The organism is Shinella zoogloeoides, assembly GCF_033705735.1.
Classification (GTDB): domain Bacteria; phylum Pseudomonadota; class Alphaproteobacteria; order Rhizobiales; family Rhizobiaceae; genus Shinella; species Shinella zoogloeoides_A.
The window spans coordinates 2,560,099-2,574,799 of sequence record NZ_CP131130.1; the positions used below are offsets into that span (position 1 = coordinate 2,560,099).

At 66.2% G+C, this 14,701-nt stretch carries 13 protein-coding genes; 8 read left to right on the forward strand and 5 right to left on the reverse strand.

Annotated features, from left to right (window positions below; genetic code table 11):
• Positions 1-57 precede the first annotated feature (57 nt).
• The gene (locus tag ShzoTeo12_RS12735) at positions 58-1,713 is read left to right on the forward strand and encodes a GMC family oxidoreductase (RefSeq protein WP_318909946.1); all 1,656 of its coding nucleotides are present in this window, start codon (positions 58-60) and stop codon (positions 1,711-1,713) included.
• 9 nt (positions 1,714-1,722) lie between these two features.
• A complete protein-coding gene (locus tag ShzoTeo12_RS12740; protein WP_119256557.1) occupies positions 1,723-2,040 on the forward strand; it encodes a Dabb family protein in 318 nt (105 codons plus the stop codon).
• 98 nt (positions 2,041-2,138) lie between these two features.
• Here ShzoTeo12_RS12740 and ShzoTeo12_RS12745 read toward each other — a convergent pair whose 3' ends face one another.
• Genes ShzoTeo12_RS12745 through ShzoTeo12_RS12760 form a run of 4 tightly spaced genes read right to left on the reverse strand, consistent with a single transcriptional unit; the run spans position 2,139 to position 5,936 of the window.
• Entirely contained in the window at positions 2,139-2,882 is a 744-nt protein-coding gene (locus ShzoTeo12_RS12745; protein ID WP_318909947.1) for an ABC transporter permease, read from the reverse strand.
• Positions 2,879-3,817, reverse strand: coding sequence for an ABC transporter ATP-binding protein (locus ShzoTeo12_RS12750; protein ID WP_318909948.1), 939 nt, complete (start codon positions 3,815-3,817; stop codon positions 2,879-2,881). The genes ShzoTeo12_RS12745 and ShzoTeo12_RS12750 overlap by 4 nt, the downstream gene beginning before the upstream one ends.
• Positions 3,814-4,974: an ABC transporter permease gene (locus tag ShzoTeo12_RS12755; protein WP_318909949.1), complete on the reverse strand. Its 1,161-nt coding sequence runs from the start codon at positions 4,972-4,974 to the stop codon at positions 3,814-3,816. The genes ShzoTeo12_RS12750 and ShzoTeo12_RS12755 overlap by 4 nt, the downstream gene beginning before the upstream one ends.
• 50 nt (positions 4,975-5,024) lie before the next feature.
• Positions 5,025-5,936 carry an ABC transporter substrate-binding protein gene (locus ShzoTeo12_RS12760; protein ID WP_318909950.1) on the reverse strand — a complete coding sequence of 304 codons (912 nt, stop codon included), beginning with the start codon at positions 5,934-5,936 and terminating at the stop codon, positions 5,025-5,027.
• A 284-nt stretch (positions 5,937-6,220) separates the two neighbouring features.
• On the opposite strand from ShzoTeo12_RS12760, the gene ShzoTeo12_RS12765 reads away from it, so the two are divergent.
• Entirely contained in the window at positions 6,221-7,597 is a 1,377-nt protein-coding gene (locus tag ShzoTeo12_RS12765) for an FAD-containing oxidoreductase (RefSeq protein WP_318912452.1), read from the forward strand.
• Between the two features lie 141 nt (positions 7,598-7,738).
• Positions 7,739-10,399, forward strand: coding sequence for an EAL domain-containing protein (locus tag ShzoTeo12_RS12770; RefSeq protein ID WP_318909951.1), 2,661 nt, complete (start codon positions 7,739-7,741; stop codon positions 10,397-10,399).
• Here ShzoTeo12_RS12770 and ShzoTeo12_RS12775 read toward each other — a convergent pair.
• Positions 10,377-11,516, reverse strand: coding sequence for a gluconeogenesis factor YvcK family protein (locus ShzoTeo12_RS12775; RefSeq protein ID WP_318909952.1), 1,140 nt, complete (start codon positions 11,514-11,516; stop codon positions 10,377-10,379). The genes ShzoTeo12_RS12770 and ShzoTeo12_RS12775 overlap by 23 nt on opposite strands.
• A 285-nt stretch (positions 11,517-11,801) precedes the next feature.
• Between ShzoTeo12_RS12775 and ShzoTeo12_RS12780 the strand changes: the two genes are divergently transcribed.
• The 4 genes from ShzoTeo12_RS12780 (at position 11,802) to ShzoTeo12_RS12795 (ending at position 14,700) form a co-directional block, all read left to right on the forward strand.
• The gene (locus ShzoTeo12_RS12780) at positions 11,802-12,575 is read left to right on the forward strand and encodes an amino acid ABC transporter substrate-binding protein (RefSeq protein ID WP_119256551.1); all 774 of its coding nucleotides are present in this window, start codon (positions 11,802-11,804) and stop codon (positions 12,573-12,575) included.
• Between the two features lie 102 nt (positions 12,576-12,677).
• Positions 12,678-13,358: an amino acid ABC transporter permease gene (locus ShzoTeo12_RS12785; RefSeq protein WP_318909953.1), complete on the forward strand. Its 681-nt coding sequence runs from the start codon at positions 12,678-12,680 to the stop codon at positions 13,356-13,358.
• Positions 13,355-14,116: an amino acid ABC transporter ATP-binding protein gene (locus tag ShzoTeo12_RS12790; RefSeq protein WP_318909954.1), complete on the forward strand. Its 762-nt coding sequence runs from the start codon at positions 13,355-13,357 to the stop codon at positions 14,114-14,116. The genes ShzoTeo12_RS12785 and ShzoTeo12_RS12790 overlap by 4 nt, the downstream gene beginning before the upstream one ends.
• Positions 14,117-14,256: 140 nt before the next feature.
• Positions 14,257-14,700: a helix-turn-helix domain-containing protein gene (locus tag ShzoTeo12_RS12795; protein WP_119256548.1), complete on the forward strand. Its 444-nt coding sequence runs from the start codon at positions 14,257-14,259 to the stop codon at positions 14,698-14,700.
• The last annotated feature ends 1 nt before the right edge of the window (position 14,701 follow it).

Sequence of the window (14,701 nt, forward strand, 5' to 3'; positions counted from 1 at the left end):
CAGGCGGATGAGGGGCGAACCCTCCGGCCAACGGCACCGAAATCCTGAGGACAGAGCATGACCTATGACTATATCATCACCGGCGCGGGACCGGCGGGCTGCGTGCTGGCGAACCGGCTCTCGGAAGACCCTGATATCCGCGTGCTGCTGCTGGAAGCCGGCGGCGGGGACTGGAATCCGCTGTTCCACATGCCGGCCGGCTTCGCCAAGATGACGAAGGGCGTGGCGAGCTGGGGCTGGGAGACCGTGCCGCAGAAGCACATGAAGGGCCGCGTGCTGCGTTATACGCAGGCCAAGGTCATCGGCGGCGGCTCCTCGATCAACGCCCAACTCTATACCCGCGGCAACGCGGCGGACTACGACCTCTGGGCCAGCGAGGACGGCTGCGAGGGCTGGAGCTATCGGGAGATCCTGCCCTATTTCAAGCGCGCCGAGGACAACCAGCGCTTCGCCGACGACTACCATGCCTATGGCGGGCCGCTCGGCGTTTCCATGCCTGTCTCGGCCCTGCCGATCTGCGACGCCTATATCCGCGCCGGCCAGGAACTCGGCATTCCCTACAACCACGATTTCAACGGAAGCCAGCAGGCCGGCGTCGGCTTCTACCAGCTCACCCAGCGCAACCGCCGACGCTCCTCCGCCTCGCTTTCCTACCTTTCGCCGATCCGGGAGCGGAGGAACCTCACCATCCGCACCGGCGCCCGCGTGGCCCGCATCGTGCTGGAGGGAAGCCGCGCGGTCGGCGTCGAGGTTGTGACGGGCAATAGCGTCGAGACGATCCGGGCGGAGCGCGAGGTGCTCGTCACGTCGGGCGCCATCGGCTCGCCGAAGCTGCTGCAGCAATCCGGTATCGGCCCGGCCGATCATCTGCGATCCGTCGGCGTCGAGGTGAAGCACGACCTGCCGGGCGTCGGCTCGAACATGCAGGACCATCTCGACCTCTTCGTCATCTGCGAATGCACCGGTGACCACACCTATGACGGCGTCGCGAAGCTGCACCGCACGCTCTGGGCCGGCCTGCAATATGTGCTCTTCCGTTCCGGTCCCGTCGCCTCCTCGCTCTTCGAGACGGGCGGCTTCTGGTATGCTGACCCGCAGGCCCGCTCGCCGGATACCCAGTTCCATCTCGGCCTCGGCTCCGGCATCGAGGCGGGCGTGGAGCGGCTGAAGAATGCCGGCGTGACCCTGAACTCCGCCTATCTGCATCCCCGCTCGAAGGGCACGGTGCGCCTTGCCTCCGCCGATCCCTCGGCCGCGCCGCTGATCGACCCCAACTACTGGGAGGACCCGCACGACCGGAAGATGTCGATCGAGGGGCTGAAGGTCGCCCGCGAAATCATGCAACAGGCCGCGCTAAAACCCTATGTCATGGCCGAGCGCCTGCCCGGACCGAAATTCGTCACCGACGAGGACCTGTTCGACTACGGCTGCGCCAATGCCAAGACCGACCACCACCCGGTCGGCACCTGCAAGATGGGTACGGGCGCGGATGCGGTCGTCGGCCTCGATCTGAAGGTGCACGGGCTTGAAGGTTTGCGCGTCTGCGACAGTTCCGTCATGCCGCGCGTTCCCTCCTGCAATACCAATGCGCCGACCATCATGGTGGGCGAGAAGGGCGCCGACATCATCCGCGGCCTGCCGGCATTGCCGGCGCAGGTCTTTTCATATGAGCGCAACGACACGCGCCCGCGTGCCCGCGCCGATATCCGATAGGGGTTTGCCATGATCCGCCACTGCGTCTTCATCCGCTTCAAGCCGACCATCTCCGTCGCCTACAAGACCGAACTCTTCAACGAGATCGACGCCCTGAAGGATCGTCTGCCGGGCATGGTCGCCGTGCATATCGGCACCAATGTCAGCCCGGAAACGGGCATGGACAAGGGCTTCAGCGACGGCTTCATCGTCGACTTCGCCGACAGCTTCTCCCGTGACGCCTATCTGGAAGACCCCGGACACAGGGAAACCGGCGCGCGGCTCGTCGCCGCCGCGGAAGGCGGGGTCGCCGGCATCCTCGTCTACGACCTGGAGACCGACGACTAGAGCGATTCCAGCAAAAGTGCGCAGCGGTTTTGCGTCCGGAATTGCGTTAAAACAAAGAGTTAGAGCGTTTTCGCGATTCGGAGAAAAGCGGAAATGCTCTAGACGCGCCCGGCCCGTCGCGACAGCACGCGCTCAACGGCGGAGAAGGCATCGTAGATCAGCACCGCCAGCGCGGCGACGACGAGGCCGCCCTGCAGCACGAAGGCGAGATTGTTCGATTGCAGGCCCGCGATGATGACCTCGCCGAGGGTCCTGGCCGCTACCGTCGAGCCGATGGTGGCCGTTGCGAGGCTGATCGTCACCGAAAGGCGGATGCCGGCAAGGATGACCGGCAGGGCGAGCGGCAATTCCACCTTGGTCAGCCGTTGCCGGGCCGTCATGCCTGTGCCGCGCGCCGCCTCCATGATGGCGGGCGGCAGGGTGGAAAGGCCGGTCATGGCGTTCTCGAAGATCGGCAGGAGGCCGTAGAGGAAGAGCGCGATCAGCGTCGGCTTCTCGCCGAAGCCGACGACGGGCACGGCAAGCGCCAGAACGGCGACCGGCGGAAAGGTCTGGCCGATATTCACGAGGCTGCGCGAGAGCGGCAGGAACTCCGCGCCGACCGGCCGCGTGACGAGGACGGCGAGACCGACCGCCACGACGGTCGCGGCGAAGGTCGCGATGAAGACCGTGGCGAGATGTGACAGCGTCAGCGACAGGAGGCTGCCCTGATTGTAGACCGCCGGCGCATTGGCCTGCACCAGCGGTTTCAGCAGCGGCTCGAAAAGCGCCGGCTGCACGAGGAAGGTGACCAGCACGACAAGCACCGCGAACCGCAGCAGATTGGGCAGCAGGCGCCTCATTCCGGCCTCGCGGCACGGCGGGCAAGGCCGGCAAGCGTGACGCGGCCGATGGGCGCGCCATCAGGCCCCACGACGGGCAGCGCCTCCCTGCCGGACCAGAGCAGCGCGGACAAGGCATCGCGCTGGCTCGTCCCGACCGCAAGCGGCTCGCCTTCGGCACTGCCGCTTTCCACGGCGTCGCCCACCGTGCCGATGGACAGCAACCGGAAGGGCCGCTCGCCCGCACCGATCAGCGTCTCCACGAAACCGGTGGCGGGCTTCACCAGCATTTCCTCGGGTCTGGCATATTGCACGATCCGCCCCTCGTCCATCACCGCGATCCTGTCGGCGAGGTGGAACGCCTCTCCCATGTCGTGCGTGACGAGCACGATGGTCGTGCCGAAATGTTTCTGGATCGCCAGCAGGTCGTCCTGCGCCTTGGCGCGGATGACGGGGTCGAGCGCGCCGAAGGGTTCGTCCATCAGGAGGATGTTCGGCTCGGCGGCGAGCGCCCGGGCAACGCCGACGCGCTGCTGCTGGCCGCCCGAGAGCTCATGCGGATAGCGCGGGCCGAAAGCGGCGGGATCGAGCTGGAAGAGCGATAGCAGCTCCTCGACCTTGGCGTCGATGCGTGCCCTCTCCCAGCCGAGCAGCGCCGGCACGGTGGCGATGTTCTCAGCGACCGTGCGGTGCGGGAAGAGACCGTGCCCCTGGATGGCGTAGCCGATGCGGCGGCGCAGTTCGTAGCCGGGAATGGCGGTGTTGGGCGCGCCGTCGATGCGGATCTCGCCAGAGCTCGGCTCGACGAGGCGGTTGATCATGCGCATCAGCGTCGTCTTGCCCGCCCCGGACGTGCCGACAATGACGGTGATCGTGTGCGGGGCGATGGTCATCGAGGCATTGTCGACGACGACCGTATCGCCATAGCGCTTGGTGATGCTGTCGATCTCGATCATGCGGCCCCGCCGGATCTGTTGCTGGAGATTTCCGTCGCGGCATCGAGCAGGACGGCGGCGGCGAAAGCGAGCGCGACGGTCGGCGCCGCGCCGAGCAGGACGAGGTCCATCGCCGTCTGGCCGATGCCCTGGAAGACGAAGACGCCGAAACCGCCGCCGCCGATGAGGGCGGCGATGGTCGCAAGTCCGATATTCTGCACCAGCACGATGCGGATGCCGGTGAGGATGACCGGGAAGGCGAGCGGCAGCTCGACGCCGAAGAGCCGCTGGCGATCCGTCATGCCGATGCCACGCGCGGCGTCATCGGCATCGCGCGGCACGCCGGCAAGGCCGACCACCGTATTGGCGACGACCGGCAGCAGCGAGTAGAGGAACAGCGCGACGAAGGCGGGCGCGGCGCCAATGCCGCGAATGCCGATGGCCGCAGCCCCCGGCACATGCAGCGCGATCCAGCCTAACGGCGCGATCAGCAGGCCGAAAAGCGCAATCGACGGGATCGTCTGGATGATGTTCAGCACGTTGAGCACGCCGGCCCTCAGCGCCTCCACCCGATGACAGAGGATGCCGAGCGGCAGGCCGGCGAGCGTGGCGGCGGCGAGCGAGCCGAGCGCCAGCACGACATGCCGTCCCGCCTCCAGCCAGAACGTATCGGCGCGATTCGCATATTCCTTCATGAGCGACAGGCCGTCCCAGGCGCCGGACATCAGGAGCGCCGCCGCCGCCAGCACGACGGCAGCAAGCAGCGCGATACGGGCATAGGGCGACAACCTCAGCCGGGTGAGCGCATCGGCGGCCAGAAGCGCGAAGGCAAAGCCCGTAAGCCAGAAGCCGGAGGCCGGCGCGACGCGGGCATAGCTGTTCTCCGGCGGCGTGAGATGGCCGGCGGAAAGGCCGATCAGGACGGCGAGCGCCAGAACGGCGGCAAGGCCGAGCAGGAGCCGCAGGACCGTCGGCGTCTTCAGGACGACGATCACGATGGCAACGGCGACGAAGGCGAGGAGCGCGGGCCCGAGCCCGCCGGGAAGCGCCTCGAGGATCAGCCGGCCCTCGCCCGGCACGATGCGGTTGGCCCGGAAACTGGCGAAGGGCGCCAGAAAGGCGCCGTAGGCCAGCAATGCGGCGATCACCACGCCGAGCTTGTCGATCCTGAACGTCATGAATGCCTTTCGAAAGGCCCCTCGCCGCGAAAGGCGAAGGGCAAGGCCGGCTATTTCAGGAAGCCGTTCTTCTTGAGGAAGTCCTCGGCAACGGCCTTGGCCGGCTCGCCGCCGACCTGGACGCGGCCGTTCAGGTCCTGCAGCGTGACGAGATCGAGCTTCTCGAAGACCGGCTTCAGGAGGTCCTCGATCTGCGGATTGTCCTTCAGCACGGCTTCGCGGATGATCGGCGCCGGCTGGTAGACCGGCTGGACGCCCTTGTCGTCCTCGAGCACGACGAGGCCGGACGGGGCGATGCCGCCATCGGTGCCGTAGACCATGGCGGCATTGGCGCCGTTCGTCTGGTTGGCGGCCGCCGAGATGGTCGCGGCCGTGTCGCCGCCCGAAAGGGTGATGAGTTGATCGGGCTTCAGGGTGAAACTGTATGTCGTCTGGAAGGCCGGAAGCGCCGCGGCCGAATTGACGAATTCGGACGAGGCGGCGAGCACCACCTTGCCGCCGCCGGAGACGTATTTGCCGAAATCCGTCAGCGTCGCCAGCTTGTTCGGCTCGGCGACGTCCTTGCGCAGCGCGATCGCCCAGGTATTGTTGGCCGGCGACGGCGTCAGCCAGACGATCTTGTTGGCGTCGAAGTCGAGCGTCTTGGCAAGCTCGTAGGCCTTGGTCGCATCCTTCCAGGCCGGGTCGTCGGCCTTTTCGAAGAAGAAGGCGGCATTGCCGGTATATTCCGGATAGATGTCGATCTCGCCGGCAATGATCGCCTTGCGCACGACCGGCGTCGCGCCGAGCTGCACCCGGTCCGTCGTCTGGATGCCATTGGCATTCAGCACGGCAAGGATGATGTTACCGAGCACCCCGCCCTCGGTGTCGATCTTGGAGGAGACGACGACCTGGGCCTGGGCGGCGCCGGCGGCAAGACCGAGCGCGAGGGCAGCTCCGAGGAATTTGACGGCTGGACGCATGGGATGACCTTTCGTGCTGTGCGGGAAATCCAGAATGGTATTTTCACCACGTTTGGAACGGCCCGTCGGGGCAAGGCATTTCATATATGGCAGGCAATCGCAAAAAATAGGCCGCGCGAACACGATTAAGCGCGCGCGGCCAAAGCATTTTCAGGATCGCGCGAAGAGCGGCGATTGGCAATAGAAACACGTTGCAATTGCTGAAAGCATCCAACACTCTGGCGCGAGCTTCGTTTCCATATCGCCGCGTGGAGCCCCGCGCCGCAGGCATTTCATGGAGAGGCATCATGCGCACATTCGACGCCATCATCATCGGTGCAGGCCAGGCCGGCCCCTCCCTTGCCGGCCGGCTGACGGCTGCCGGAAGGACCGTGGCGCTCATCGAGCGGAAGCTCGTGGGCGGCACCTGCGTCAACACCGGCTGCATGCCGACCAAGGCCATGGTAGCGAGCGCCTATACCGCCCACCTTGCCCGCCGCGGCGCGGAATACGGCGTGGTGACCGGAGACGTTTCCGTGGATTTCGCGAGGGTCATGGCGCGCAAGGACAAGGTGCGTTTCGACGCCCGCAAGGCCAACGAGGACTGGCTGGCGGGCATGAAGGGCCTCACCTTCATCCGCGGCCATGCCCGCTTCGAAAGCCCGAAGATCATCCGCGTCGGCGAGGAGCGGCTTTCGGCCGGGCAGATTTTCCTCAATGTCGGCGGCCGCGCCGTCGTGCCGGACTTTCCGGGTGTCGGCGAGGTGCCGCATCTCGACAATGTCTCGATGATGGAGCTCGACCGCCTGCCGGCGCACCTCGTCATCGTCGGCGGCAGCTATGTCGGGCTGGAATTCGCCCAGATGTTCCGCCGCTTCGGCTCCAGGGTAACAGTGGTCGAAAAGGGACCGCGGCTGATCTCGCGGGAAGACGAGGATGTCAGCGACGCCGTGCGCGACATCCTCGAACGCGAAGGCATCGCCATCCGCACCGGGGCGGAATGCATCCGCTTCGTCAGGAGCGGCAAGGATGTCGGTGTCGGCGTCGATTGCGCGGAAGGGGCGCCCGAGATCATCGGCTCGCATATCCTGCTCGCCACCGGCCGGCGGCCCAACACCGACGATCTCGGCCTCGACACGGCCGGAGTGGCGACCGACAAACGCGGCTACGTCATCGTCGACGACCGGTTGGAGACCAATGTGCCGGGCATCTTCGCCATGGGTGACTGCAACGGCCGCGGGGCCTTCACCCACACGGCCTACAACGATTTCGAGATCGTCGCCGCCAATCTGCTCGACAGCGAGCCGCGCAAGGTGAGCGAACGCATCCAGACCTATGCGCTCTACATCGATCCGCCGCTCGGCCGCGCAGGCATGAGCGAGACGGAGGCGCGCGGGACGGGCCGCAGGCTCCTCGTCGGCACGCGGCCGATGACACGCGTCGGCCGCGCGAAGGAAAAGGGGGAAACGCTCGGCTTCATGAAGGTAATCGCCGATGCCGGCACCGGGGAAATCCTCGGCGCCTCGATCCTCGGCACCGGCGGGGACGAGGCGGTGCAAAGCATTCTGGACGTGATGTATGCAGGCAGGCCCTACACCACAATCACCCACGCCATGCACATCCACCCCACCGTCTCGGAACTGATCCCGACCGTATTCGGCGAGATGCGGCCGGCGGACTGAAACGCCCTGCCCGGCGCCCCGGCATCCTGCAAACCGGGCATCGCCTCGTCAGCAAATATTAAGTTGCGTCTGCCATCGTCCCTGACCGGCGGGTGTAAAAGTCCGGCGAGAGGGCAAGCGCGCGGAGACGAGCGAGACGCGATGACGGACCGGAATGCGCATTTCTCCTTCCGGGGGCTGGGATACTATATCCCCGCCATCGTCGTCGCTTTTGCCGTGCTCGCCGCCACCTTCCTCGCCGACGTGCAGAAGCGCCGGCTCGAGGAGGAGTATCTGCGCTCTTCCACCACCGAACAGCTCGGCCTGCTGCGCTCCCGGCTCCTCGGCAATATCCTCGGCAACGTCAAGCTGGTCGAAGGCCTCATCGCGACCTTCTCGACCGAGCCCGGCATGTCGCAGCAGCGCTTCTCCGACCTTGCCGGCCGCATCTTCCGCGACGGCACCGAGCTGCGCAATCTCGCCATCGCACCGGATTTCGTCGTCTCGCTCGTCTATCCGCAAAAGGGCAACGAGCGCAGCGTCGGCCTCGACTACCGCAAGAACGAGCGCCAGCGCGCCGCCGCGCTGCAGGTGCGGGCGCTCGATCGGCTGATCGTCACCGGTCCCGTCGATCTCGTGCAGGGCGGCCGCGGGGTCATCGCGCGCTATCCGATCCATGCCGGCACGGACAATGCATTTTTCGGCATCGCCTCCGCCGTGATCGACCTCGACAAGCTGCTCGCCGGCAGCGGCTTCAAGGACGACATGCGCCTTGCCGTGTCGATCTCCAGCCGGTCGCACGAGGGCGGAGACGCCCGGACCTTCTTCAGCACTCCGGCCCCGGTCGATACGGATCCGGTGGTGATGACCATCGATATCGGTCATGAGGTCTGGACGGTTTCGGCCGCGCCCCTCAAAGGCTGGCGCCAGCCCTCGGCGAGCCTCGGGGCCTTCCGCGCCGGCCTTGCGCTGCTCGCCGTCATCATCGTCGCGCCGATGTTCTGGGTCGGCTACCTGATGAAGGACCGCCACCGCCACATCATCGCGCTGCAGGACCGGGAGGAGCGGCTCGAGACCGTCTCGCAGCGCCTGCTGCTCGCGCTCGATGCCTCGCGCGTCGGCGTCTGGGAATACGATTGCGAAAGCGGGGTCCTTGCCTGGGACCAGCGCATGCGCGAACTCTACAGCGTTCCCGCCTCCCAGCCGGTCTGTCGCTACGAGGACTGGCGCAAGGCGCTCCATCCCGACGATCTCAAGGAGGCCGAGCGGGCCTTCGCGACGGCGATCGAGATGGAACAGCCCTATATCACCGAATTCCGGGTGCTCGCGAAGGACGGCGTCGTCCGCCATATCCGCGCCCATGGCATGACCTATCGCGCTTCCTCCGGCCCCAAGCGCATCGTCGGCGCCAACTGGGACGTGACGGAGGACATCGAACTGCAGGCCGAGCTGCTGAAGGCCAAGCTGACGGCCGAGGCGCAGAACCGCGCGCTGGAGGACGCCCGCCGCGCCATGGAGCACAACTCCCTGCACGACGCGCTGACCCGCCTGCCCAACCGCCGCTTCCTCGACCAGCAGCTCGCCCTTGCCGGCGACGACAACCGCCCGCTGACACTGCTGCATATCGACCTCGACCGCTTCAAGGACATCAACGACACGCTCGGCCATGCCGCCGGCGACGAAGTGCTGAAACAGGCGGCCGGCGTGCTGCGCGCGCATGTGCCTGCCGAGGACTTCATCGCCCGCATCGGCGGCGACGAATTCGTGCTCCTGTCGCACCGCGATCCCGCCGCAGCCGATTTCCCCACCCTCTCCGCCCGCCTCATCGAGGCGATCAGCGAGCCCATGGCGATCGAGGGTCACGATTGTCGCATCGGCGCGAGCATTGGCATCGCCACGCGCAACGACGCGGAGGAATCCGCCGAACAGCTTCTCGTCAATGCCGATATCGCGCTCTACGAGGCCAAGCGCCGAGGCCGCAACCGCGTGGAAGCCTTCAACGACGAATTGCGCCTACGCACCGTCGAGGTGAAGCGCCTCAGCGACGAGATCCTGCGCGGCCTGGAGCGCCAGGAGTTCCGGCCCTTCTTCCAGCCGCAGTTCGATGCCGAAACGCTGGAGATCGTCGGCGTCGAGGCGCTGGCCCGCTGGGAGCATCCGACGCGCGGCTTCGTGCCGCCCGACGTCTTCCTGCCCGTCGCCGAAAGCCTCAACGTCGTGGCGCGGATCGACGAGGCGATCCTCGAGCAGGCACTATTCCAGACCATCCGCTGGGAGGGCCTCGGCCTCGATATCCCGCGCGTCTCCGTCAACGTCTCCTGCCAGCGCCTGCACGACGACGGGCTGGTCGAGAAGCTGAGGGCCATGAACATCCGCCCCGGCTCGCTGACCTTCGAGCTGCTGGAATCGATCTCCTTCGATGCCGCGGATGACGGGCTCAAGCGGGTGATCGAAGAGATCAAGGCGCTCGGCATCGACATCGAGATCGACGATTTCGGCAGCGGCCACGCCTCCATCGTCAGCCTCCTCGAACTCTCGCCCAAGCGGCTGAAGATCGACCGCCGGCTGGTGCAGCCGCTGCTGGAATCGGCCGCGCAGCAAAGCCTCGTCCAGTCCATCGTCGATATCGGCAAGGTGCGCGGCATCGAGACGGTCGCGGAAGGCGTCGAGACGATGGAGCATGCCGAACTCTTGCGCCGCCTCGGCTGCGACATCCTGCAGGGCTACGCCTTCGCGCGCCCGATGGCCTCCGACGATTTCCTCGCCTTCGCCACGGCACGCGCCTGGATGCCGGCGAACCCTACGCCGGCAAGAGCGAGCTGAGGACATCGGCGACCGTGCGGCCGTCGTGCTGTCCGCGCTGCCAGGGATCCTCGAATTCCTCGACCACCGCCTCCGCGCCGAGCCGCAGGCAGGTCTCCGCCAGCGCACCGTTGCCGAGATAGGCGAAGGCCCCGACGGTCTTCTCGAAGGGCAGGAGCTGGCGGTTCGCCAGCACATGGGTGAACGGGCGTGCATCCGCCCCGCCGCGCGCCTGCCACAATGCGCCGGCGATATCGAGCATGCGGGCAAGGTCGAAGCCGCGGGTCTCCCGGCATTGCAGGATATTGCCGATGAAGACGCGGCGGGCATGCACGTTGCGGGCGATCGTCGGAACGATGCCCTCGACATGGAAATGCGGCAGGACGCTGGTGAAGAAGCTGCCCGGCCCGAAGACGATGGCGTCGGCGCTTTCGAGGCTTTCCAGCACGGCGTCGTTGGCCGCCACGCTGCCGCCCGCCGCCGAAAGCGTGATGTCGCGGATGCCGGTCCGCCCGGCCTGCTCCTCCAGCGCCGTCACCCGGTGCTGGCCCTCGATGCGCGTGCCGTCGTTGAGGATGGCGGAAAGGTCGACCCCGCCCTCCGCCGTCGACGGCCAGACATGGCCGGCAATGTCGCAGAGCTTGCGGAAGACGAAGATGGCGGTGTTGATGTCGCTGTTATGCGCGAGATGCGCGCCGGTGAGGATGAAATTGCCGATGCTGCCGTTGCGGAAATCGAAATCCCTGCCGATCGCCGCGCGAAATGTGCGCAGGTAATTGAGGATGGCGCCGCGCAACCCCGGCTCCATGCGCTCCAGCAGCGGATGGCGGCCTTCGGCGTAGAGCGCGAATTCCGTGCGGGCATCTTCCTGCGCGCCGCTGGTCAGGCGCGCATTGCACACCTTCACCACGTCGCCGGCGCGGCCCTCGCCATGCGCCATGGTCATCAGCGCCTGGCGGATGTCGCCGACGGCGAGCACGCCGAGGCTTTCGCGGATCACCTTCGAACTGCCGCCGCTATCCCAGGCCGGCACGATGCGGGTCAGCCGCACCGGCTTGGAAAGAAGCGCCAGATTGGTCGTGCGGCAGGCGGTGCCGCCCGAAAAGAGCACGATATGCGGCAAGCGGCTCTCGGCCATCCCGTCTCCTGCGTTTCTAGTTTCAGCGTCTTGGTATAAGCCTCCCGCGGCGCGCTGAAAATGGCATTCATCGGCCCTTCCTCGACGATCTTTCATCCTTCGTCCCATCTATCGATTGTCACCGTGCAAGGGCTCAAAAGCCGCCGGCACCGCCTGTAAGCGGCGGCCGATGAGAAAAATATTTGCATTCGCCCAAATAAATCGCAGTTTTCTGCCCATCGTTTTTCATGGATTTCTGCGATTGATCGCCCATCGAACATGTGAGCCAGAAACGGAGTCCCCAAGATGAACTGGTTGAAGACCCTTGCCGCCGCCGCGGCCCTGCAGGCCGCCGCTCTCGCCCCTGCCTTTGCCGGTGAAAACCTCGCCGCCGTCCAGTCGGCCGGCGCGCTGAAGATCGGCACCGAAGGCACCTACGCCCCCTTCACCTACCATGACACGGATGGCAAGCTGGTCGGCTTCGACGTCGAGATCGGCGAGGCGGTCGCCAAGAAGCTTGGCGTGAAGGCCGAATTCCTGGAAGGCAAGTGGGACGGCCTGATCGCCGGCCTCGACGCCAACCGCTACGACGCCGTGATCAACCAGGTCGGCATCACCGAGGCGCGCAAGCAGAAATACGACTTCTCCGAGCCCTATATCGCCTCCAAGGCCGTGCTGATCGTGCGCGCCGACGACGACAGCATCAAGGGCTTCGCCGACCTCAAGGGCAAGAAGTCCGCCCAGTCGCTGACCAGCAACTTCGGCAAGCTCGCTGAAGGATCGGGCGCCGAGCTCGTCGGCACCGACGGCTTCGACCAGTCGATCCAGCTCGTCCTGACCGGCCGCGCCGACGCGACGATCAACGACAGCCTGTCCTTCCTCGACTTCAAGAAGCACAAGCCCGACGCCAATGTGAAGATCGCCGCCGAACAGGAAGGCGCCGACTATTCCGGCATCATCATCCGCAAGGGCGAGCCGGAACTGCTGGACGCGATCAACAAGGCACTCGCCGAGATCAAGGCCGACGGCACCTACAAGGCGATTTCGGACAAGTATTTCGGCCAGGACGTCTCGAAGTAATCTTCGACCGGCCGCTTCGCGCCGGCCTGTTCCTGACATATAGATAGACCGACGAACTGGCCGGGGATGACCCGGCCAGCCGCATTTCGGAGGATCGCCCCCGTGCCGCCCTGGCTTCAACTGATGCTGGACTCGCTTGCCCCCCTGCTCTGGGCCGCGCTCGTCTTCACCATTCCGCTCACCCTCGCCTCCTTCGTGCTCGGCCTCGCGCTCGGCCTGCTGACCGCCGTCGTGCGGCTCTTCGCCCCGCGGCCGTTCTCGGATGTCGCGCGGTTCTATGTCTGGGTGATCCGCGGCACGCCGCTCCTGGTACAGCTCTTCGTGATCTTCTACGGCCTGCCGAGCGTCGGCATCCTGCTCGACGCCTTCCCGGCGGCCCTCATCGGCTTCACGCTCAATGTCGGCGCCTATACGTCGGAGATCATCCGCGCCGTCATCTCCTCCGTGCCGCGCGGCCAGTGGGAAGCGGCCTATTCGATCGGCATGAGCTGGTCGCAGGCCATGCGCCGCACCATCCTGCCGCAGGCGACGCGCGTCGCCGTGCCGCCGCTGTCCAACACCTTCATCTCGCTGGTCAAGGACACCTCGCTCGCCGCCGCCGTCACGGTGCCGGAACTCTTCCAGACGGCCCAGCGCATCGTCGCCACCACCTATGAGCCGCTGATCCTCTATATCGAGGCCGCGCTGATCTACCTCGCGCTGAGCTCGGTGCTCTCGTCCCTGCAGGTGCGGCTCGAAAAGCGCTTCGCCCGCTATGGCGGCTTCCTGGAGGCTAGCACATGATCGAACTCACGCATATCGAGAAACGCTTCGGCGACAATGTCGTGCTGCGCGACATCAGCCTGCGGCTGGCCGAAGGCACGGTGACGGCCCTCGTCGGCCCTTCCGGCGGCGGCAAGAGCACGCTTCTGCGCTGCATCAACCTGCTCGAAATCCCGACCGCGGGCTCGATCCGCCTCGGCGAGGAGAAGATCGATTTCGCCCCCGATCGCAAGGTCGGCTGGGACGCGATCCAGAAGCTGCGCCGCCAGACCGGCATGGTCTTCCAGAACTTCCAGCTCTTCCCGCACCAGACCGCCATCGCCAACGTCATGGAAGGCCTCATCACCGTGCTGAAATGGCCGGCCGACAAGGCGCGGGCCCGCGCGATGGAGCTTCTCGAAAAGGTCGGCATGGCGCACAAGGCGGACGCCTGGCCGGCGACGCTTTCGGGCGGCCAGCAGCAGCGCGTCGCCATCGCCCGGGCGCTTGCGCCCTCGCCGCGTGTCCTGCTTTGCGACGAGCCGACTTCGGCGCTCGACCCCGAGCTTGCCGAGGAAGTCGTGGAGGTCCTGAGCCGCCTTGCCCGTGAGGGAACGACCATGGTGATGGCGACCCACGACCTGCGCCTTGCCTCGCGCGTCGCCGATGCCGTCGTCTTTCTCGACGGCGGCGTGATCGTCGAGGAGGGCCCGCCCCGCGCCATCTTCTCGACACCCCAGCGGGATAGGACGAAGAAGTTCATCGCCTCGCTCAGCGCGCCGCAAAGCTACGACATATAGCGGCGGCGTACACGCAGCCTCACGTTACGGTAGCGATGAAATCCGGTCCGCGGCAGTTGCATCGAACCGGGTATTCGAGCACAGTGAAGGCATATTCCGATATCGTATGCCCCGGCATGCCCTCTAGGGGAGAAAGTATCATGACCAAGAAAACACCGAACCCGATCGACGTCTTCGTCGGCTCCCGCGTGCGCCTGCGCCGCCTGATGGTCGGCATGAGCCAGGAAGCGCTCGCCGATCGCCTGGGCGTGACCTTCCAGCAGGTTCAGAAATACGAAAAGGGCACGAACCGCATCAGCGCGAGCCGTCTGCAGGCGATCTCCGACGTCTTCCGCGTGCCGCCGAGCTTCTTCTTCCAGGACGACGAGAACGCCGTTCCGACCGCGGGCGTCGCCCACGAGACCGGCGACGTCTCCACCTTCGTCTCCTCCAAGGAAGGCCTCGACCTCAACCGCGCCTTCCTGAAAATCGACGATGCCGGCGTGCGCAAGTCGATCATCGCGCTGGCGACCGCGCTCTCCAAGGCGAGCGCCGGAGCGGAAGCGGGCGAACGTGCGGACAGCGCATCGGAACTGCGGATCTGAT

Excerpts from the sequence above, each read along its gene's own strand:
- ShzoTeo12_RS12735 (WP_318909946.1), top strand. The coding sequence starts at position 58 with ATGACCTATGACTATATCATCACCGGCGCGGGACCGGCGGGCTGCGTG.
- ShzoTeo12_RS12740 (WP_119256557.1), top strand. The coding sequence starts at position 1,723 with ATGATCCGCCACTGCGTCTTCATCCGCTTCAAGCCGACCATCTCCGTC.
- ShzoTeo12_RS12745 (WP_318909947.1), bottom strand. The coding sequence starts at position 2,882 with ATGAGGCGCCTGCTGCCCAATCTGCTGCGGTTCGCGGTGCTTGTCGTG.
- ShzoTeo12_RS12750 (WP_318909948.1), bottom strand. The coding sequence starts at position 3,817 with ATGATCGAGATCGACAGCATCACCAAGCGCTATGGCGATACGGTCGTC.
- ShzoTeo12_RS12755 (WP_318909949.1), bottom strand. The coding sequence starts at position 4,974 with ATGACGTTCAGGATCGACAAGCTCGGCGTGGTGATCGCCGCATTGCTG.
- ShzoTeo12_RS12760 (WP_318909950.1), bottom strand. The coding sequence starts at position 5,936 with ATGCGTCCAGCCGTCAAATTCCTCGGAGCTGCCCTCGCGCTCGGTCTT.
- ShzoTeo12_RS12770 (WP_318909951.1), top strand. The coding sequence starts at position 7,739 with ATGACGGACCGGAATGCGCATTTCTCCTTCCGGGGGCTGGGATACTAT.
- ShzoTeo12_RS12775 (WP_318909952.1), bottom strand. The coding sequence starts at position 11,516 with ATGGCCGAGAGCCGCTTGCCGCATATCGTGCTCTTTTCGGGCGGCACC.
- ShzoTeo12_RS12780 (WP_119256551.1), top strand. The coding sequence starts at position 11,802 with ATGAACTGGTTGAAGACCCTTGCCGCCGCCGCGGCCCTGCAGGCCGCC.
- ShzoTeo12_RS12790 (WP_318909954.1), top strand. The coding sequence starts at position 13,355 with ATGATCGAACTCACGCATATCGAGAAACGCTTCGGCGACAATGTCGTG.
- ShzoTeo12_RS12795 (WP_119256548.1), top strand. The coding sequence starts at position 14,257 with ATGACCAAGAAAACACCGAACCCGATCGACGTCTTCGTCGGCTCCCGC.